This is a genomic window from Enemella evansiae (genome assembly GCF_002250705.1).
GTDB classification, from domain to species: Bacteria; Actinomycetota; Actinomycetes; order Propionibacteriales; family Propionibacteriaceae; genus Enemella; species Enemella evansiae.
Window position 1 is genome coordinate 141,559 of sequence record NZ_NMVP01000034.1, and the last position, 19,070, is coordinate 160,628.

Below are 19,070 nucleotides of genomic sequence, written 5' to 3' on the forward strand. Positions count from 1 at the left end.
ACGTCAAGCGGGGTCGAGGAGATGGGGTTCCAGGGCCTTGCGGGCGGTGTCGCTGAGCGGGGCGGGGCGACCCTTGGCGTCGGCGTGCACCAGCACGGTCCGGGCGTTGGCGAAGACCATGCCGGTCTCCTCATCCATCATCCGCACCTGCATGGTGATGGAGCTCCCACCGATCCGCTCGACGACGGTGAGCGCCGAATAGGGTTCGGTGCGGAACTTCAACTGGCCGAGATAGTCGACGTCCTGACGGACCAACAGCCACAGGGAGTCCGAGGAGCTGTCGCTGACCTCGAGACCGTCGCCGAGACGACGCATCATCTCGATCCGGGCCTCCTGGGCGTAGTCGTAGTAGCGGACGTTGTTGACGTGCCCGTACCGGTCAACATCGGACCAACGCACCTTCAGCGGCGTACGGAATGCCTTGTCCGCAACGAATTCCGGCACTGCGGGCAGTTCACGCAGCGGTTCACCCGACTCCACCGCGTCGACGAACGCGGCCCTGGCGACCGGGTCGAAGCGCCGGATCTGCTGGGCGTTCCGGTCGAAGTTGCAGAGCACCGTCCGGGCCCGGACCGCCACCTCGTCATCGGCGGTCACCTCGTAGGCGATCACGAACCGCGCCGCGCCCACCGACTCGACCCACAGGCGTACCCGGACGGCCTGTCCGTGCACCACCGGACGCAGGTATTCCACCCGATGGCCGACCACCAGGATCGCGTTCCCGGCATGATCGGGATCGTCCTCATCACCGAGGAGATGGCCGAAGGACGCGGAGTGCAGGAAGTCGACGCGGGCGTCCTGCAGGAAGTCCACGTAGACCGCATTGTTCAGGTGTGCCTGGGCGTCCATGTCTCCCCACCGGGTGGGGATGTCGACGACATGGGGCAACGTCAGTCCTCCTTGTCATACATGGAGTCGAACCAGTCGGCGTACTTGTTCTCCACCGCACCGCGGCGGATCTTCAGGCTCGGGGTCACCGCACCCTCGTCGACCGTCAGTTCCTGGTCGAGGATCCGGAACCGCTTCACAGTCTCCCAGCGTTCCAGCCGGGCGTTGCCCTGGTCCACATAGCCGGAGATCATCTTCTCGACCTCGGGGCTGCGGACCAGTTCGGCGTACCCCATGCCCTTGAGCCGGCTGTCGTCCTGGCTCTGCGCCCAACCCTCCAGCGCCTCGGGATCCAAGGAGATGAGCGCGGAGATGTACTTGCGGTTCTCCCCGTGCACGATCACCTGCGAGATGTAGGGACAGTTCGCGACGAGTGCGCCCTCGACCTTCTGCGGTGCCACATACTTTCCGCCGGAGGTCTTGATCAGGTCCTTCTTCCGGTCGGTGATCTTCAGTCGGTCGCCCTCGTCGATCTCACCGATGTCACCGGTACGCAACCAGCCGTCGGGGGTGAGCGTCTCGGCGGTCTGCTCGGGCAGATTGTGGTAACCGCGCATCACCGCCGGGCCCGCGATCAGCACCTCGCCGTCCTCGGCGATCTTCAGCCTGGTCCCGGGGATCGGGGTGCCGACGGTACCGAGCTTCGGCAGCCGCGGGTCGTTGACGCAGGTGACGGCCGAGGACTCGGTCATCCCGTAACCCTCGACGATCAGGATGCCGGCGGCGTAGAACCACTGCTGCACCTGGGAGTTCAGCTTCGCCGACCCCGAGATCATGAAGCGCAGGTTGCCACCCAGCCGTTCCTTGAGCTTGCTGAACACCAGCTTGTCGGCCAGCGCGTACTGGGTCGCCAGCCCCCGCGGCAGCGGGCGGTTCTCCAGCCGGTAGGGAATGGTCTTCTTGCCGACCTGGAAGGCCCACCGGGCGATCTTCGCCTTCAGACCGGTGGCGGTGCCCATCATCACCTTGGCGCGCACCTTCTCGAAGATCCGCGGCGCACCGCACATGAAGGTCGGCTTGATCGTGCCGAGTCCGTCGACGATCTTGTCGATCCGCCCGTCCACGGCGGTCTGGAAACCGATCTGCACCTGGATCGCGATCAGCGCCTTGCCGAAGACGTGCGACAGCGGCAGCCACAGGTACTGCAGGTCGTCGTAGGTGGCCAGGTCGAACAGCTGCACCGAGCGGCCCAGATAGCACCAGGCGTCGTGGGTCAGGCGGACGCCCTTGGGCCGGCCGGTGGTGCCGGAGGTGTAGATCAGGGTGGACAGGGTGTCCGGGCCGGTGCCCGCGATGGCGCGCTCGACGGCATCCGGATTCTGATTCCGGTACGCCTGACCGAGCTCGCGGAACTCCTGCCAGCTGTGCACCTTGTCATCGCTGGAGTCGCCGTCGATCAGCACCACCGCGAGCAGGTTGGTGTAGACGTCCTGGTTCTGGGCGAGCTTCTCCAGCTGCTCGGTGTCCTCGACGATCGCGACCCGCGAGCCGGAGTCACCCATGATGTAGCTGACGTCATCGTGCTTGGTGGTCGGATAGACCGTCGTGGTGGCGCCGCCGGCGCACATCACCGCCAGGTCGGCCAGGATCCACTCGACCCGGGTGGTGGAGGCCAGCGCGACCCGACCCTCGGGTTCGAGTCCGACGGCCAGCAGACCGGCCGCCAGGTCGTGGATGATCTCCCCGGCCTGCTGCCAGGTCAGCGGCTGCCAGTTCTCCTGGGCATCCGGGTAGAGGAAGGCCGTGCGCTGCGGGTCGCTGGCGATGCGCCGACGCAACATCTCGCCCATCGACGGGGCCCGGTCGTCCAGTTGGGCCTGGACCTCCGGACTGATCTCGGCGGTGGTCTGTTCGCGGGTGTTGCTCATGGTCCCTCCAGTCGAGTTGGCCGGAGGGCACCCCCGGCCTCCGTGGCCGTTGATCCTACTGGTCGGCCGTGGCGCACGGTCGATCGTCGGTCGGATTCCTTACAGTTCTCTTACGCGCGGTCATGTTACTGACAAGTAGGTCGCTTGCCCAGCCCGACCCGGTTCCGCCCGAGTAATCAAAACTTCGATTGTTGAGGATTGAATCCAATGGGTATCATCGGGGCATGACCGAGACCGTGACCGCCCCCTGGCTCGATGACCAGCAGCAGCAGATCTGGCGTACCTATCTGCTCGGGGTGGCCCGGATCACCGAACGCCTGGACGCGGATCTGCGCCGGTTCGGGATCGACATCGGCGAGTACGAGATCCTGGTCTCGCTCGAGGAGGCCCCCAACCGGCAGCTGCGGATGAGCGAACTGGCGAGCCTGGTGCACCAGTCCCGCTCCCGGCTCACCCACACCATCGCGCGGATGGAGAAGGCCGGCCTGGTGCTCCGCGAGGCCTGCCCCGACGATCGCCGCGGCGTCCTGGCGCGGCTCACCGACGCCGGGTACGCGCTGTTGGAGCGGGCCGCGCCCAACCATGTCACCGAGGTCCGCCGGGCCTTCGTCGATGTCGTCGCCCCCGAGGACTTCGAGGCCCTCGGCCGCGCCTTCCGCGCCGTTCTCGACGCCGACTGAACCCCGGTACGTTCATCGACCCGTACGTTCATCGACTAGGTCGCGCAGCGACCGCCGGTACGTTCATCGAGTAGGTCGCGCAGCGACCGTGTCGAGATGAACCCCTTCCCATCCCATCTCGATGCTCGGCGAGAGCGTACGCCGGCGCTCATCTCGACACGCAACCCATTGCTCCGCTTCGCTCCGCATGGGTTGCTACTCGATGAGCGTGGAAAACGCCCCGCATGGGTTGCTACTCGATGAACGTGGGCTCGCGGAGCACGTCGGTGAGCAGCCAGTGACGGATCTGGGCGCCGACCTCGTCGGGGCGCAGGTTCGGCCAGGCGTGTGAGCGGCCCCGGGCGGTGACCACCCGGCTGTTCGGGGTGGCCCGGGCGAACTGGCGGGCGCCGAGGTGCAGTTGATCCAGCGCACCGCCCAGGATCAGCACCGGGCAGTCGAGCTCGGCCAGCTGGTGCGATCCGCAGGTCGAGATCACCTGTCCCCAGACCGGTGCCAGCGGATTGTGCGGGAGCCGGCGTACCCGATTCCAACGGGCGCCGAACGCGTCGTACAACCGCCCGGCGGCCTGGTAGGCGACCGCCCCGGCACCCCGCGGCTCCACCGCACAACCCATCAGCAGCAGCCCGGCCGGGCGCTCCGGCCGGCGGGCCGCACAGGTGAGCGCGGCGAATCCGCCGAGCGAGTGCCCACCGAGCAGCACCGGCCGCTCGCCCGCCGCGTCGATGATCTCCTCCATCACCGCTACCGACTCGGGCAGCGAATAGGGCTCGGCCGACCGGGTGGCGTGCCCGGGCAGATCCGGGGCCACGACATCCACCAGATCCGCCACCGCCGCACCGACGCGCTCCATGTGCGCACCGGTCGCCAGACTGCCGTGCGCGAGCACCAGCAGCGGCTTGTCAGCAGAACTCATGGCCTCCAGCCTGACACACGGTGCAGAATTGCCGAGGCTGAACCGGAAAGGTGGCACTCGTGACCGAGGAGATCGAGCAGCGTGAGACTGCGGCATCCGTACCGCCGTCCGGTACCGGTTCGACGGCGATCGATCCGGCACCTGCGGACACCGCGCCGCTGGACCGAGTCGCCCCCTCGCCCCTGGTCGAGTCGCGCGCGTTGTGGGCCGGCGGCGGTTCCGGGGTGCTCGGGCTGCTGGTCGGCCTGATCGCGTTCTGGAACAAGGACGTGCCGATGTTCGACCGGGATCTGTCCATCGGTGTCGTCGCCATCCTCTGTTGTCTGGTGGCGACCGCGGCCTCCTACGGCTGGTCGCTGCATGCGCTCTGGCAGAGTCGCGGCCGGACGCCGGCGCGCGGGGCCGGTTCGGTGTTCCGACGGGTGCTGGCCGCGATCGGTCTGCTGCTCACCCATCTGGCGATCACCCTGTTCGCGACGTTGGGAGTGTTCACCCTGCTGGCCATGTCCTTCCGCGGGTTGACGCTGCCGTTGCCGCATTCGGCGGCGCTGGTCGGGGTCGCGGCGATGCTGGCCGGGTACGCGAGCAGCCTGTCGGGTGCCGACGGCAGCACCATGCACCTGGCGACCCTGCTGACCATGCTGATGGTGGGCGGGGTGTTCACCGCGATGCTGACCGCGCCCGATCCGGACTGGTGGATCCACCACTTCAGCTATCTGGGCGGCGGCGGCACCAGCGGGTTGACCTTCAACGGCACGCTGATCGTGGCCGGGTTGGTGCTGATCACCCTGGCCGACCGGCTCACCAACGACCTGAGCCGTGCGCCGGCGACGGCCGGCGGCCGGACCACCATCGTGCGGACCCTGTTGATCGTTGCCGGCGCCTGCTGCGCGCTGACCGGCTTCTTCCCCTACGACTGGTACGAACCGATCCACATGGCGTTCGCGTTCACCATGATGCTGTCGATCGCGGCGCTGATGGTGATCGCGCCGCGCGCCATCCCGGGGCTGCCGGCCTCCTTCCGGCTCGCCTCCCTGGCGCTGCTCGCGGTGCCGATCGTCTCGGTGCTGCTGTTCCTGTTCCACTCCTTCTCCTGGACCGGTGCGGAGCTGGTCATCGCGCTCGGTTGCTTCGCCTGGCTGGTGCTGTTCATCCGCACCACCAACGCGGTGATCAACGAGGAATCTGTCAGGGGCGCGTCCTGATACCGGTCGGGTGCGCGGACCCGGTGCCGGCCTTGGCAGGATGGGTCCATGGCACAGTCCTCCGCGGAGTTCGCACGAGTCGTCGATGAGCCCGGGTACGCCGGGGAGCTCGACACCTCGACCCTGGCCCGGGCGCTCTACTCCTCCGACGCCAGCCTCTACCGGGTGGTCCCGGAGGCGGTGGCGTACCCGCGGAGCACCGCGGACCTGCTCGCCCTGGTGGACCTGTCCCGCCGTTCCGGTACGCCGCTGACCACCCGCGGCGCCGGCACCAGTTGTGCGGGCAATGCCGTCGGCCCGGGCGTGGTGATGGACACCAGGCGACACCTCAACCGGGTGCTCTCGATCGACCGGGCAGCCCGCACCGCGACCGTCGAACCCGGTACCGTGCATGCGGTCCTGCAGCGGGAGGCCACCCGGCACGGGCTGCGCTTCGGACCCGACCCCTCGACCCACACCCGGTGCACCATCGGCGGCATGGTCGGCAACAACGCCTGCGGCCCGCGGGCGATGGGCTACGGCCGCACCGCCGACAACGTGGTGGCCGCGGATATCGTGTGTGGCAACGGAGAACGGCTTCGGGTGGTCTCCGGCGAACCGGCCCCGGACTCACCCACCCTGGCCGCCCTGCGCGAGCTGGTGGCCGACAATCTGGCCCTGATCCGCACCGAGTTCGGCCGCTTCGGCCGGCAGGTGTCGGGCTATTCGCTGGAGCATCTGCTGCCGGAGAACGGTTTCGACGTGGCCCGCTTCCTGGCCGGCACCGAGGGCACCCTGGCGGTGCTCACCGAGATCACCGTACGCCTGGTCGCGGACGCCCCGCACAAGGCGCTGGTCGCGCTCGGTTATCCCACCATGGCCGACGCCGGGGACGACGCGGTGGTCCTGGGCCGGCACTCCCCGACCGCGGCCGAGGGATTGGACCGGCGGATCGTGAACGTGGTCGCCCGGGCCAAAGGACCGGGTGCGGTGCCCACGCTGCCCGAGGGCGACGGGTGGATGCTGGTCGAGCTCGTCGACGACGATCCGGACCGGTTGCTGACCCGGGCCGAGGCGTTGCTCGCCGACGCCCATGCGATCGATGGGTTCGTGGTCGCCGATCCGGCGCAGGCCCTTGCCCTGTGGAAGATCCGCGAGGACGGCGCCGGGCTGGCCGGGGTGTCGCTGGAGCGCCCGGCCTACGGTGGCTGGGAGGATGCGGCGGTCCCGCCGGAGCGGCTCGGGGACTACCTGCGCGACTTCGATGCGCTGCTGCGCAAGCACCAGGTGCACGGCCTGCCCTACGGTCACTTCGGCGACGGCTGCGTGCACTGCCGGATCGACTTCCCGCTGGACCGCGAGGGTGGTGCGGACGCCTACCGCGCGTTCGTCACCGAGGCCGCCGAGCTGGTCGCCGGTTACGGCGGGTCGATGTCGGGTGAGCACGGTGACGGCCGGGCCCGCTCCGCACTGCTGCCGAAGATGTACTCCGCCCAGGCCCTGGCGCTGATGGGCAAGGTGAAGCAGATCTTCGACCCCGACAACGTGCTCAACCCCGGGGTGCTGGTCGATCCGCGGCCGCTGATCGCGGACCTGCGGGTCCCGCAGCTGCTCGGAACACCCTTGCTGCGCAGGGATCCCGAGCTGGTGGAGGCGGTGCACCAGTGCTCCGGTGTCGGCAAGTGCATCGCCGACACGACCGCCTCGGGCGGGGTGATGTGCCCCTCCTATCTGGCCACCGGCGAGGAGAAGGACTCCACCCGCGGCCGGGCCCGGGTGCTGCAGGAGCTGACCAACGGCTCCCTGGTGCACGGCTGGGACTCCCCCGCCGTGCACGACGCGCTCGATCTCTGCCTGTCCTGCAAGGGTTGCTATCGCGACTGCCCGACCGGCATCGACATGGCCAGCTACAAGTCGGTGGTCACCGACAAGGCCTACGCCGGCAAGCTGCGACCCCGGTCCCACTATGCGCTCGGCTGGTTGCCGCGCTGGGGCCGGCTGATCACCGCCAGCCGCCTGGCGCCGGTGGTCAACCTGGCCGGCCGGTTACCCGGGATCTCCACACTGCTGAAGAAATCGGCCGGTGTCGACACCCGGCGGGAGCTGCCGCAGTTCGCCTCCGGGTCGGCCCGGCGGCGCACCCCGCGGCCGGCGACCAGCGGCCGGCCGATCGCGGTCTGGGTGGACTCGTTCAGCGACTGCTTCGACGGGACCGGGTTGGAACCGCTGCTCGAGGTGTTGGTGGCGGCCGGCTGGGCCCCGCAGCTGGTCGAACGCAACGCCTGCTGCGGGCTGACCTGGATCAGCACCGGCCAGCGCGAGGGTGCGCGCCGGCAGTTGCGGGCCGCGTTGGAGGTGCTGCATCCGATCATCGCCGCCGGCACTCCGGTGATCGGGGTGGAACCGTCCTGCACCGCGGTGTGGCGCACCGACGCCCTGGAGCTGCTGCCCGACGACCCGCGGGTGCCGGAGGTGGCGGCCGGAATCCTCACCCTGGCCGAGGTGTTGACCCGCTCACCCGAGTGGCAGGCACCGGACCTCAGTGGCGTACGCCTGGTGGCGCAGCCGCACTGCCACCATGCCTCGGTGCTCGGCTGGCAGACCGACCAGGCGCTGCTGGCCCGCACCGGTGCCGAGGTCACCACGGTCGGCGGATGCTGTGGCCTGGCAGGAAACTTCGGCGTCGAGGAGGGGCACTACGAGGTGTCGGTGAAGGTCGCCGAGCACGATCTGCTGCCGGCGGTGCGGGCCGCTGGCCCGGACGCGGTGGTGCTCGCCGACGGCTTCTCCTGCCGACTGCAGTTGGAGCAGCTGGAGGGCCGGCGGGCGATCACCCTGGCGGAGTTGTTGGCGGATTCAGCGCGGCCGGTGCTTGGCTGAGTATCTGCGTGCGTAGTGCATGATCTGCGCTTCGTCGTGGCTGAGGAACTCCTCCGGATAGGCCGTCTCGACACCGTCCCCACCGAGCTGCAGCACCGGTACGCCCCGGACCAGGACCGAGTCGATGCGGACCCGGTCCCAGGGGATCCGGACCGGCCCCGCGGGCCGGTTGATCACCACCCCGTCGCGGCGCAGTCGCCAGGCGATCCCCTCGGGGGCGGTGACCCGGGCGTACGCGGGGGTCAGCAGCCCGGCCAGCAGCAGCACGCAGCACACCGCCAGTACCGGACTCAACACCGCGATCGTCACCAGATAACGGGATCCGGGCAGCCGGTCGAGGTTCAACAGCACCAGCGCGCCGCCGACGAGCGCGATCACGCCGGCCAGCGACCCGGTCAGCCGCTCGATCCGCCGGACCCGTCGCCGCATGGCGCCGTTGCGGTATTCGACGACCAGCTCCATCGGGTGTTCGATCGGCCCCGGCTCAGCGGAGCGGACGCTCGTTCGCGTACTGGGCGGCCAGGCCCACCAATTGGCCCAGATTGTGAGTGAGCCCCGGCTCGGGGTAGGCGACCTCGACGCCGGGGCCGCTGAGGCGTACCCCCGGAAGGCCGGCGACCGGCACCCGGTCGAAGCGGGCCGCCGACCAGGGAATCAGTGTCTCGCCGCGGTCGGTACGCACCAGCACCCCGCCGGGTTGCAGCACCCAGGCGACCCCGTCGGGCGCCGAGATCTTGCGCAGCGGAGAGTCGAAAACCCCAACCAGCATGAGGATCCCGAGGATCAGAGGGCAGAGCACGACCACCGCACCGCCGGCCACGACGTTCCGGACGATGGAGGAATCCACCCCGGTGACGACCATCGGGATGGTGACCATCAGCACCACGACCACCAGCACGGCGAGCAGGCCGGCCAGTCCCAGCAGCACACCACCGATCACCCGGAGCGACGAACCCGCCGCCAGCCGACGGTAACCGACGACGCGGTTCATGACTCAGCCGCGGGTGAGGCGACGGTGGGTGGTGGCGTGCGGGCGGGCGGCCTCGGCACCGAGCCGGTCGATCTTGTTCTTCTCGTAGTCGGCGAAGTTGCCCTCGAACCAGTACCACTTGGCCTGGTTCTCGTCGTCACCCTCCCAGGCCAGGATGTGGGTGGCGACGCGGTCCAGGAACCAGCGATCGTGGGAGATCACCACGGCACAGCCGGGGAACTCGAGCAGCGCGTCTTCCAACGACTGCAGGGTTTCCACGTCCAGGTCGTTGGTCGGCTCGTCGAGCAGCAGCAGGTTGCCGCCCATCTTCAGCGTGAGCGCCAGGTTCAACCGGTTCCGCTCACCACCGGAGAGCACACCGGTCGGCTTCTGCTGGTCCGGGCCCTTGAAGCCGAAGGAGGCGACGTAGGCGCGAGAGGCCATCTCGAAGTTGGCGACCTTGATGAAGTCGAGCCCGTCGGAGACCACTTCCCAGACGTTCTTCTTCGGGTCCAGGCCGCCGCGGCCCTGGTCGACGTAGGAGATCGACACGGTCTTGCCGAGGTCGAGGGTGCCGGAGTCGGGTTCCTGCTCGTCGACGATCATCTTGAACAGTGTGGACTTGCCGACGCCGTTGGGGCCGATGATGCCGACGATGCCCGAGCGCGGCAGGGTGAACGACAGGTCGTCGATCAGCACCCGGTCGCCGAAGCCCTTGGTCAGGTTCTTCACCTCGAGCACATCGGTGCCCAGCCGCGGGCCGGGCGGGATGTTGATCTCCGACGGATCGATCTTGCGGTTCCGCTCGGCCTCGGCGGCCATCTCCTCGTAGCGGGCGAGCCGGGCCTTGTTCTTGGCCTGCCGTGCCTTGGGGCTGGAGCGGACCCAGTCGAGTTCCTTCTCCAGGATCTTGGCGCGCTTGGCGTCCTTCTGGCCCTCGATCTGCAGCCGCTTGCGCTTGGTGTCGAGGTAGGTGGAGTAGTTGCCCTCGTAGGGGTGCAACCGGCCGCGGTCGATCTCGCAGATCCACTCGGCGACGTTGTCCAGGAAGTAGCGATCGTGGGTCACCGCCAGGACCGCGCCCGGGTAGTTCTTCAGGTGGCCCTCGAGCCAGTTCACGCTCTCGGCGTCGAGGTGGTTGGTGGGCTCGTCGAGGAGCAGCAGGTCGGGCTGCTGCAGCAGCAGCTTGCAGAGCGCGACGCGGCGTCGCTCACCGCCGGAGAGGTGGTCGACGAGCTCGTCACCGGGCGGGCAGCGCAGCGCGTCCATCGCCTGCTCCAGCTGGGAATCCAGGTCCCAGGCGTTCGCCGCGTCGAGGTCGGTCTGCAGGTCGCCCATCTCGGCCATCAGCGCATCGAAGTCGGCGTCCGGGTCGGCCATCAGCTCACCGATCTCGTTGAACCGGTCGAGCTTCTTCTTGATCTCCCCGGCGGCCTCCTGGACGTTCTCCAGGACGGTCTTGCCCTCGGTCAGCGGCGGCTCCTGGAGCAGGATGCCGACGGTCTTGCCCTTGCCGAGCATGGCGTCGCCGTTGCCGGGCTGCTCGAGACCGGCCATCACCTTGAGCAGGGTGGATTTGCCGGCTCCGTTGGGTCCGACGACCCCGATCTTGGCGCCCTCGTAGAAGGACAGCGTCACGTTGTCGAGGATCACCTTGTCACCGGCCGTCTTGCGGACGTTGTGCATGGTGTAGACGAACTCTGGCATCGGGTTTGTCAACCTTCGCGGTAGCGGGATCTGGGCCGCGTCACAGTATGCCACCGCCGTGGTCGGGTCGGACGCTCAGCGCAGCATCAGCGCCGCGAGTACGCCGAGCAGGGCGAGGCTGATGCCGAGCGCGAGCCATTCGCCGATCCGCTTCTTCCCGACCCACGGCAACCCCGCCCACCGGCGTACGCCCCAGCGCACGGCCGCCAGCGCGACCCCGGCCAGCGCGGTCCAGAGCAGACCCGGTACCAGCTGCCACGGGCCGAGCCGCCAGGCCAGGAACAGCATCAACGCACTGTCGATGGCCGCGGAGAGCAGCGGTAGCCGGGATCGGGCGCGGACCGCTCGCCAAGCCAGCAGACCGATCGCGCCGGCCGTGAGCAGCAGCACCACCAGCGCCACGATCGGCAACGGCGAGGCCTTCACCGGGCTGTCGGTGAGCAGGCCGACGCCGAGGCTGTCGACCGAGACCGTCGAGTCGTTGAGCACGACCACCGCGCGCTGGTTGGCACGATCCAGCCCGAAGAAGGTGCGCGCTCCCCCGGTGCCGCCGTTGTGCCAGGTGATCGCCGGTCGACCGGGTTCGCTGCTGGTGATCCAGAAGTAGCCGATCCGGTTGTCGGCGCCGCTGGCCTGCCAGCGCGGCTCGAGGGCGGCCATCCCGGGTGCGGTGCCGTCGAGCAGGGCGCGGGCGTAGCGGGTCAGATCGTCGACGGTGACATAGGTGGAGACCCCGGCCGGCAGCATCCCTTCGGCGGTCCACGGCTCGGGCCGGTTGCCGTTGGTGGTCCGGCCGATGCTGGCGTCGGCCGGTACCAGGTCGGGGCGGGTGGCGAAGACCACGCCGGTCATCCCCAGCGGCAGCAGCAACCGCTGGCGGACCAGGGTCTGCCAGTCGGGCTGGTTCGCGGCGCGGGCCAGGGCGTGGCCGAGCAGCGCGGCGCCGAGATTGGAGTACGCGTAGCCGCCGCGATCGGTCAGCTCGATCCGGCCCGCGGCGCGGATCACCTCGGCGGTGCTGGCCGAATACGGGTCCTTCAGGGTGAACGGCATGGCGAGACCGGCGAGCAGTTCGGCCGGAATCAGCGGGGGTACGCCCCCGCGGTGGCTGGCGAGTTCGGCCAGGGTGACGTCGCCGACCGGGGTCCCGACGAGCTCGGGCAGCCGGCTCGCGAGCCGGTCGTCGGGGCGCACCTCGCCGCGGGTGATGGCGTCGGCGAACAGTTGGCCGGTGAAGGTCTTGGTGATCGAGCCGAGCTCGTGGCGCTGACCCACGGGACCGAGGTCGGCGCTGCGGACGGTGCCGCGGTCCAGTTCGGCGACACTCATCGAATAGATCCCGCGCTCGGCGCGCAGTGCGTCGGTGAGCCGGGTGCTGAGGGTGGGGTCGCCGCGCCACCGTCCGGGGTCGGCGGCACCGGGGGCGATCAACAGACCGAGCAGGCCGCCGACGATCGCGCCGATGAGCAGGGTCAGTGGGAACCGGCGGGCGCTCTGCGGGGTGCCCGTGGTCTCGGTGGGTGGGGATAGTGCGGTGGCCAGGACGGGCATCGGAAGCTCCTTCTCAGGTGGGCCGGGCGGCGAGGACGATCGCGAGCAGCGGGATCACCCGGGTGGCCGGGATCTCGTAGTGACCGCGGCCGGTGGAGGCGAGCCAGCCGGCGTTGATCAGCACCCGCAGGTGGTGGTGCAGCTGGCCGGTGGTGCCGAGGCCCTCCTGGGCGGCCAGCTCGGCGGTGGAGCGGACCCCGGAGTGGATCAGCTGCAGCAGGGTGAGCCGGACCGGGTGGCCGAGGGCATCGAGCTGGGTGGCGTACGCCGACCAGTCGGCCTCGGCGAGCCGTTCGGACGTCGATCCGTATTGCCAGCGAACCGGTCCCCGCTCCGGCACCTCGACCGACCCGGTGAACGCGACCGCACCCTCGGGTTCCCGACGCTCCAGCTCCTCCAGGTACCAGAAGTCGGAATCCCTGTCCGGGTTGGGATCGGTGGACTCGGCCGCGGGACGGGAATCGGTCGCCGCCGCGGACCCGGTTCCGGTCAATCGGGCCACCGCCGCCTCGAGGGCGGCCACGCGCTCTTCAAGCTCCATGGTCCGATACTACGTATATACGTTTTTACGTGCAACCGGTTTCCGAAGATGTCAGGGGTTATGCACAGTTCGAGCGCCGAAACACGTGCGATCGACCGCAAGAGATTGGCGGACCGAGCGGCACGGAAACCAGTGCCGGTGTTGTCCACAGCTCGGGGCGGTTCGAAGTGTTGTCCACAGGCGGTACGCCGGGGGTGCACGATTCGGGTGCTGGGGCGCCATGGTGCGGAAAGGACTCGTGCAGGACCCGAGAAAGGATGCACACCATGGAGCCGATCGTCAGCATGACCGGTCGCCTCGGCACCGACGTCGAGGAACGGACGACCCGCCAGGGGGTCCCCTATGTCAGCTTCCGGATGGCCAACACCTCACGCTTCCAGCGGGAGGGGCACTGGGTCGACGGTCCCACCACCTGGGTGAGTGTGCGCTGCTACCGCCAGCTCGCCGAACATGTCTCGATGAGCCTGCGCAAGGGGCAGCCCGTGGTGGTGACCGGCCGGTTGCGCACCGAGAGCTGGCAGGACCAGTCCGGCGGCACCCGGGAGCGCACCGTGCTCGAGGCGCAGGCGGTGGGGCACGATCTGACCTGGGGTGCGACCGTGTTCAAACGGGTGATGAAAGACGTGCCACCGGCCGAGCGTGAAGCGGCCGATCTGGACGGGCCGACCGAGGTCGTGGGGCACGAACCGGTCAGCGACGGCGCGGCCGAGCCCGAGGAGCAGGAGCACACCAGGGAGGTGGCCGCCTGAGCTCAGCGCCGGGCGCGCTGCAGGGCCTCGCGCACGGATTCGTAACGGTCGAGTTCGGCGTTCACAGGATCGATGACCAGCTCCCGGGTGACCTCGCCGACAGCGGTCATCAGCGCCGAGCGGGCTCGCCGTTCCTTGCGTCGGGCACCGACGAGCACCCCGATCCGGGCCAACAGGGCGACCAGCAGTCCCGCACCGATACCGCCGACCAGCAGCACCGTGGGCGCGGGCAGTCCCCACCACCGCACCTCCGGCAACGGCGGCAGCTGCAGATAGAGCATCACGAAGGCGACACCGAGCCAGAGCAACCCGGCCGCCATCACCGCGACCAGCAGCCACTGCAGCACCGTGACCGCCTTCCACCAACCACGGTTGCGGTCCAGCTCCAGGTCGGTGGTGGCGACGGCGCGGTCCAACCGGTCGGAGAGCTTGTCGGAATGGGTACGCGCGGCGGCGCGGACCGAGGTGGCCCAGCCGCGGGTGAGGCCGCCGGCGGCCTCGTCGGCCAGGTCACGGACCGCGGAATCGACCCGTGCCTGCTGCACCGAGGTGGTGGCGGGCAGCGAGGTGCGCGACACGCGGGCCGGATCGATCTCCTTGCCGCGCTTGCCGACGCCCCAGCGGTCCAGATGCAGCCGGCGCAGCGGGTCGGGCCGGAATCTGCCCAGCCAGGACAGCACCGGCCAGCCGGTGGCGAGACCGCCGCGGTGCCGCCAGGCGCCGCCGACGGCCTCGGCGACGGTGTCCACGCCCGCCGCGGCGGCCATGGCCTGGTTCAACCGGCGCGCCGATCCCCTGGTGATCGGTTCCGCGGGTTCGGTGCCGGAGGCCTCGGCGAGCCGATCCGCGGCCCGGCGGACGTCCGCGCCCAGCCGGTCGGCGGCGGCCCGCTTGTCGGCGACCCGGGCCTGGATCCGGCGGCGCAGCTCGGCGATCCCCTCCCCGGTCTGGGCGCTGACGGCTGCGATCTCGGTCTGCTCCAGTCCCTCGGAGTCGAGCAGGCGGCGCAGATCGCTGAGGCAACGGTTCCGGGCGGCGTCATCGAGCCGGTCGATCTGGTTGAGCACCACCATCATCACCGAGGCGTGGTGCGCCAGCGGTTTCAGATAGCCGTCGTGCAGGGCGGCGTCCGCATATTTCTGCGGGTCGACGACCCAGATCAGCATGTCCACCAGCTCGACCAACCGATCCACCTCCTGCCGGTGGGCGGCCTCGGTGGAGTCGTGGTCGGGCAGATCGATCAGCACCAGGTGGTCGAACGGCCGATCGGCGGCCTCACCCTGCCGGCCGCGCCGGCTGGGCAGCAGCGACCGACCGCGGGGCCGGGAGGATTCCAGTTCGGCGGTCGCGGTGGTGCTGGTCGCGCCCGCCGGGGCGATGGCCCGGTCCGGGGCCGATTCGCTGACCTGGTGTCGGGTGCGGATGTCGAGCCAGTCGAGGAGATCCTCGGCGGAGGTGTCACCGAAGGAGGCGGCCATGGCCTTGCTGGTGGTCGGGCGACGGACGCCGGCGACGGCGAGCTCGGTGCCGGAGAGCGCGTTGAACGTGGAGGACTTGCCCGATCCGGTGGCGCCACCGAGGGCGATCACGGTGGTGTCGCCGGCCAGCTCGAGTCGGCGGCCGGCCCGGGTGACCACGGCCGCGGCCTGGTCGACGACCTCGTCGTCGACCCGGCCGCGGGCGTGGTCGCTGGCGTCGCGGAGGGCGCGCAGCCGAGCACCCAGGTCGTCAGCGCGTGCCATCGTGGTCCTCCACGATCTCGGCCTCCAGCACCTCATCGGCGGACCGGTCACCGTGCTGCTCGAGATAGCTCGGTGCCGGCTGGCCACCTTCGAGCGCGGCCCGCTCCGGTTCGTCCGTGAGCTCGCGACCGGTCGACAGTTCGCGCGCTTCGTGCTGGCCGGCGGGCAGCGCCGCCTCGAGCTGGGCGGGTTCCTCACCGGCGCGGACCGCCCGGACCCGCTCCAGCGCGGCCCGCAGCTCACCGGCGCGATCCTGGGTGGGGGCCGCGGCGTCGAGCAACCGGTGGTAGCGCTCCAGCTCATGGGCCATCAGGGCCGAGACGCGGGCGTCCAGGTCATCCTTCGCCTTCTTGGCGAGTCGGCGTACCGCATCGTCACCGAAGACGGCCTCCAGGACCCGCTGCGCCAGCGCCGCGGTCCCGCCGGCGACGCCGATCTCGGCTCCGGTGAGGCCACCGGTGTGGGCGAAGACCACGATCATCAGCGCCAGCCCGATGGTGTTCACCCCGATCGCCAGGAAGCGGGCCTGGGACCGTTTGCCCATCCCCTCATCGGCGACCAGGTCGAGCACCGCACCCTGCCAGTCGCGGACCGCGCGGGCGGCCTCGCTGGGATAGTCGCGGGATGCCCGGGTGAGGTCCTCACGGCTGGTACGCAGCAGCTCGCGGCCCGCCGGGTTCGCCGCCCAGGCCGCCTCGGCGCGTTCGGCCGCGGCGTCGCCCTCCTCGCGGAGCAGGGCCTCCAGTCCGGACTCGACGGCTACCTGGACCTTCTCCGCGCTCGGTGGGCGACCGCGGAGCACGTTCATCACCCGGTCCCGCAGCCAGCCGATCTTCTCGTCCAGGGCGCGGAAGAGCTCACCGGTGCCGATGAAGTCGTGCCACCGGGTCAGCACCTCACCACGCAGCAGCGTGCCGTCTGCGGTCTGCACCGAGACCGCCCGCACCCCCTCGGCGTACGCCTTGTCGACGTCCTCGCGGAGCTGGGCGAGCACCTCCTGCTGGTCCTGCAAGGCCTCGACCACACCGGGCCCGCGGGCGAGCAGCGCCCCGATGGCGCCATCGAGGGTCTGGTGCACCACCTCCTGCCGGCTGGCCGCGTCGTGGGCGAGGGTGGCGAGCCAGGTCCGGATCGGCGAGACCGCCGAGTCGGGCAGCAACCCCTCGGCATCGACCGAGGTCTCCGGGACCGCGAACAGCGGCGAATCACCCAGGCCACGCTGGGTCATCATGGTGCCGAGGTGGCTGGGGATGTCGGCCATCGCGGCCGGGGGCACCCGGTCCAGCACGACGGCGACCGCGGCGGACCGGTCGGCGGCGTGCAGCAGGAACTCCCACGGCACCGCATCGGCGTACCGGGCGGCCGAGGTGACGAACAGCCACAGATCGGCGGCGGCGAGCAGCTGGGCCGCCAACCGCCGGTTCTCCTCCACCACCGAATCCACATCCGGCGCGTCCAGGATCGCCAACCCCGGCGGGATGGTGTCATCGCTGACCAGCTGCAGCTCGCGCTGATCGTCGGACTGGCCGGTGGTCCGCGCCAGCCCGGGCAGGATCCGGTCGTCCTCGAACCAGTGCGCGTCGCGCGGATGGAAGATCAGCACCGGCGCCCTGGTGGTCGGCCGGATCACCCCGGGCCGGGAGACCACCCGGCCGACGAGCGAGTTGACCAGGGTCGACTTGCCCGCACCGGTGGACCCACCGACGACGGCCAGCAGCGGTGCGTCGATGGTGGCCAGGCGCGGCAGGATGTAGTCGTCGAGCTGGGCGGCCATCTCGCCCGCGGCCCGCCGTTGGTCCGCGGCGGCCGGCAGCTGCAACGGCAGGTCGACGGCCGCCAGGGTGTCGCGCAGGCCGGCCAGGGAATCCGGCAAGGACCTGGGATTCGGGCGGTCGCTCGACATCGGGCCTCCTGTCCGGGCGTCGTTGCGGCTATCCCGGCGGGGGCTTCCAACGCGGATCGACCGCCGAGTACTGAGTCGCCCGAGATCCTAGCGGTACGTCGTGGGCCGGTAGTGGAGCAGGGGCCGGGTAGTTGCCGCCCAGCCCGGCGGGCCCGGGATAACTGGGTGCGGACCAGCCCGCGGTGCTCCGACGTCGGCGCTGCCAGGGGTAGACGGTGCGCGGCAGCGGGGCGACCAGCGCCCGGTCCCGCAGCGAGCGGATGCGGAACAACAGCTCCTTCTCGCGGATCAGTCCGCCGTCGTCGACGAGCCCGCGGGCCATCGAGTCGCGCAGGTAGGCGAGCTCGGTCAGCGCCCGCTGCATCCGCCAGGTGCTGATGATCCGGCCGGCCCACAGGGACTGCCAGAGCACCCGGATCCGGGTCAGCGGTTTCGGCGCGAACTCGGCATCCGACTCGTTCAGCCAACCCATCCGGGCGTAGTCGGTCAGCCGCGCCCCGATCAGCCCACGCTGCCGCAGGAAGTCGCGCACGGTGAAGATCGCCAGCGTGATCACCAGCGGATAGGCCACCAGCAGCAGCGGGATCAGCAGCGCCTGCTCGGACAACCCGGCGGAGGCGGTGCCGTTGAACAGCATGTGCAGCAGGGCCGCGGCGAGGAATCCGGTGACCGGCGCCAGCACGCGTACCAGCTTGCTCTTGGACCGCATCGCGAACGCCAGACCGATGCCGGTCATCGAGGTGAACAGGGGGTGCCCGAAGAAGGTGAAGATGCCGCGACGGACGAAGATCTCCTGCAGCACCATCTGATCATCGACGCCATAGGCGTACGCCGCCCGCACCGCTCGGGTGTAGTAGAGGATGTTCTCGGTGAACGCGAACCCCGCACCGCACAGTCCCGCCAGGGTGATCCCGGACAGCATGCTCACCCAGCGGTAGCGCATCGCGATCGCCAGGAAGAACAGGATCGTCGCCTTCATCGCCTCCTCGACGAATGGTGCGACGAAGGTGGCGGCGCGCGGTGCGGTGGCCGGGTCGCCGTTGCCGAGGATCGACAGGTGTTCGGAGGCCATCGTGTTGAGCTGCATCGAGAAGTAGGTCGCCACGCAGGCACCCCAGCCGAAGGTGACCAGCCAGACCCAGAAGCGCTGCGGCCGGAAGCGGTCGGCCCACAGGAAGAGCAGGCTCAGCGGGATGACGGTGATCAGCGCATAGGGCAACGTCTGCTGGACGGTCTCGGTGCCGAGCCCGATCATGGTGCCGCCGGGCACCCGCTTGTCCGGCACCAGTTCCTGCCACATCAACACGATGCAGAGCAGTTCGAAGCCGAGCAGCAGCACCGTCGCCCAGGTGAACGGGTTCTTCAGGAAACGCTTGATCCAGGAGCTGCCCGGCCCGGCCGGGGTCGGCAGGTCGTTGCGCCGCAGCGCCGCCCGGAGCCGCGGGTCGCTGACGTCAGGCTCGTTGGCGGCCGCGAGATGCATGCGGCCAG

At 70.0% G+C, this 19,070-nt stretch carries 15 protein-coding genes; 4 read left to right on the forward strand and 11 right to left on the reverse strand.

Translation table 11 applies throughout. From position 1 onward, the window contains the following. Positions 1 to 3 precede the first annotated feature (3 nt). Together BI335_RS16125 and BI335_RS16130 are read right to left on the reverse strand one after the other, a co-directional pair. Complete coding sequence (locus tag BI335_RS16125; RefSeq protein WP_094428763.1) at positions 4 to 888, reverse strand: acyl-CoA thioesterase; 885 nt, start codon at positions 886 to 888, stop codon at positions 4 to 6. Positions 889 to 890: 2 nt separating this feature from the next. Further along, a complete protein-coding gene (locus BI335_RS16130) occupies positions 891 to 2,756 on the reverse strand; it encodes an AMP-dependent synthetase/ligase (protein WP_094432153.1) in 1,866 nt (621 codons plus the stop codon). Positions 2,757 to 2,980: 224 nt separating this feature from the next. On the opposite strand from BI335_RS16130, the gene BI335_RS16135 reads away from it, so the two are divergent. Next, positions 2,981 to 3,436, forward strand: coding sequence for a MarR family winged helix-turn-helix transcriptional regulator (locus BI335_RS16135; RefSeq protein ID WP_094432156.1), 456 nt, complete (start codon positions 2,981 to 2,983; stop codon positions 3,434 to 3,436). 232 nt (positions 3,437 to 3,668) lie between these two features. Here BI335_RS16135 and BI335_RS16140 read toward each other — a convergent pair whose 3' ends face one another. Further along, entirely contained in the window at positions 3,669 to 4,352 is a 684-nt protein-coding gene (locus BI335_RS16140) for an alpha/beta fold hydrolase (RefSeq protein WP_172421928.1), read from the reverse strand. A gap of 59 nt (positions 4,353 to 4,411) precedes the next feature. On the opposite strand from BI335_RS16140, the gene BI335_RS16145 reads away from it, so the two are divergent. Continuing rightward, the gene (locus BI335_RS16145) at positions 4,412 to 5,557 is read left to right on the forward strand and encodes a hypothetical protein (RefSeq protein WP_144008628.1); all 1,146 of its coding nucleotides are present in this window, start codon (positions 4,412 to 4,414) and stop codon (positions 5,555 to 5,557) included. A 48-nt stretch (positions 5,558 to 5,605) separates the two neighbouring features. Continuing rightward, positions 5,606 to 8,416, forward strand: a complete 2,811-nt coding sequence (locus BI335_RS16150; RefSeq protein WP_094406921.1) for an FAD-binding and (Fe-S)-binding domain-containing protein — start codon at positions 5,606 to 5,608, stop codon at positions 8,414 to 8,416. Here BI335_RS16150 and BI335_RS16155 read toward each other — a convergent pair. The 5 genes from BI335_RS16155 to BI335_RS16175 form a co-directional block, all read right to left on the reverse strand. Next, on the reverse strand, positions 8,393 to 8,878 hold the full coding sequence (locus BI335_RS16155; protein ID WP_094406919.1) for a hypothetical protein: 486 nt from the start codon (positions 8,876 to 8,878) through the stop codon (positions 8,393 to 8,395). The genes BI335_RS16150 and BI335_RS16155 overlap by 24 nt on opposite strands. A 22-nt stretch (positions 8,879 to 8,900) precedes the next feature. After that, a complete protein-coding gene (locus tag BI335_RS16160) occupies positions 8,901 to 9,407 on the reverse strand; it encodes a hypothetical protein (protein WP_094406917.1) in 507 nt (168 codons plus the stop codon). A gap of 3 nt (positions 9,408 to 9,410) precedes the next feature. Next, positions 9,411 to 11,093, reverse strand: a complete 1,683-nt coding sequence (gene ettA / locus BI335_RS16165; protein WP_094355852.1) for an energy-dependent translational throttle protein EttA — start codon at positions 11,091 to 11,093, stop codon at positions 9,411 to 9,413. 75 nt (positions 11,094 to 11,168) lie between these two features. After that, entirely contained in the window at positions 11,169 to 12,644 is a 1,476-nt protein-coding gene (locus BI335_RS16170) for a serine hydrolase domain-containing protein (RefSeq protein WP_094406915.1), read from the reverse strand. Positions 12,645 to 12,657: 13 nt separating this feature from the next. Then, positions 12,658 to 13,185 (reverse strand): ArsR/SmtB family transcription factor, encoded by a 528-nt coding sequence (locus BI335_RS16175; protein WP_094406913.1) that lies wholly within the window; start codon positions 13,183 to 13,185, stop codon positions 12,658 to 12,660. A 266-nt stretch (positions 13,186 to 13,451) separates the two neighbouring features. On the opposite strand from BI335_RS16175, the gene BI335_RS16180 reads away from it, so the two are divergent. Continuing rightward, on the forward strand, positions 13,452 to 13,934 hold the full coding sequence (locus tag BI335_RS16180) for a single-stranded DNA-binding protein (protein ID WP_166646837.1): 483 nt from the start codon (positions 13,452 to 13,454) through the stop codon (positions 13,932 to 13,934). 2 nt (positions 13,935 to 13,936) lie between these two features. On the opposite strand, the gene BI335_RS22405 is transcribed toward BI335_RS16180, so the two are convergent. The 3 genes from BI335_RS22405 to BI335_RS16195 are packed head-to-tail and all read right to left on the reverse strand — an operon-like array spanning position 13,937 to position 19,062. Further along, the gene (locus BI335_RS22405) at positions 13,937 to 15,676 is read right to left on the reverse strand and encodes a GTPase family protein (protein WP_094406909.1); all 1,740 of its coding nucleotides are present in this window, start codon (positions 15,674 to 15,676) and stop codon (positions 13,937 to 13,939) included. After that, positions 15,663 to 17,579, reverse strand: a complete 1,917-nt coding sequence (locus tag BI335_RS16190; protein WP_208109325.1) for a GTPase domain-containing protein — start codon at positions 17,577 to 17,579, stop codon at positions 15,663 to 15,665. Before BI335_RS16190 ends, BI335_RS22405 begins: the two co-directional genes overlap by 14 nt. 28 nt (positions 17,580 to 17,607) lie before the next feature. Further along, entirely contained in the window at positions 17,608 to 19,062 is a 1,455-nt protein-coding gene (locus BI335_RS16195; RefSeq protein WP_094432163.1) for a PrsW family intramembrane metalloprotease, read from the reverse strand. Between the last annotated feature and the right edge of the window lie 8 nt (positions 19,063 to 19,070).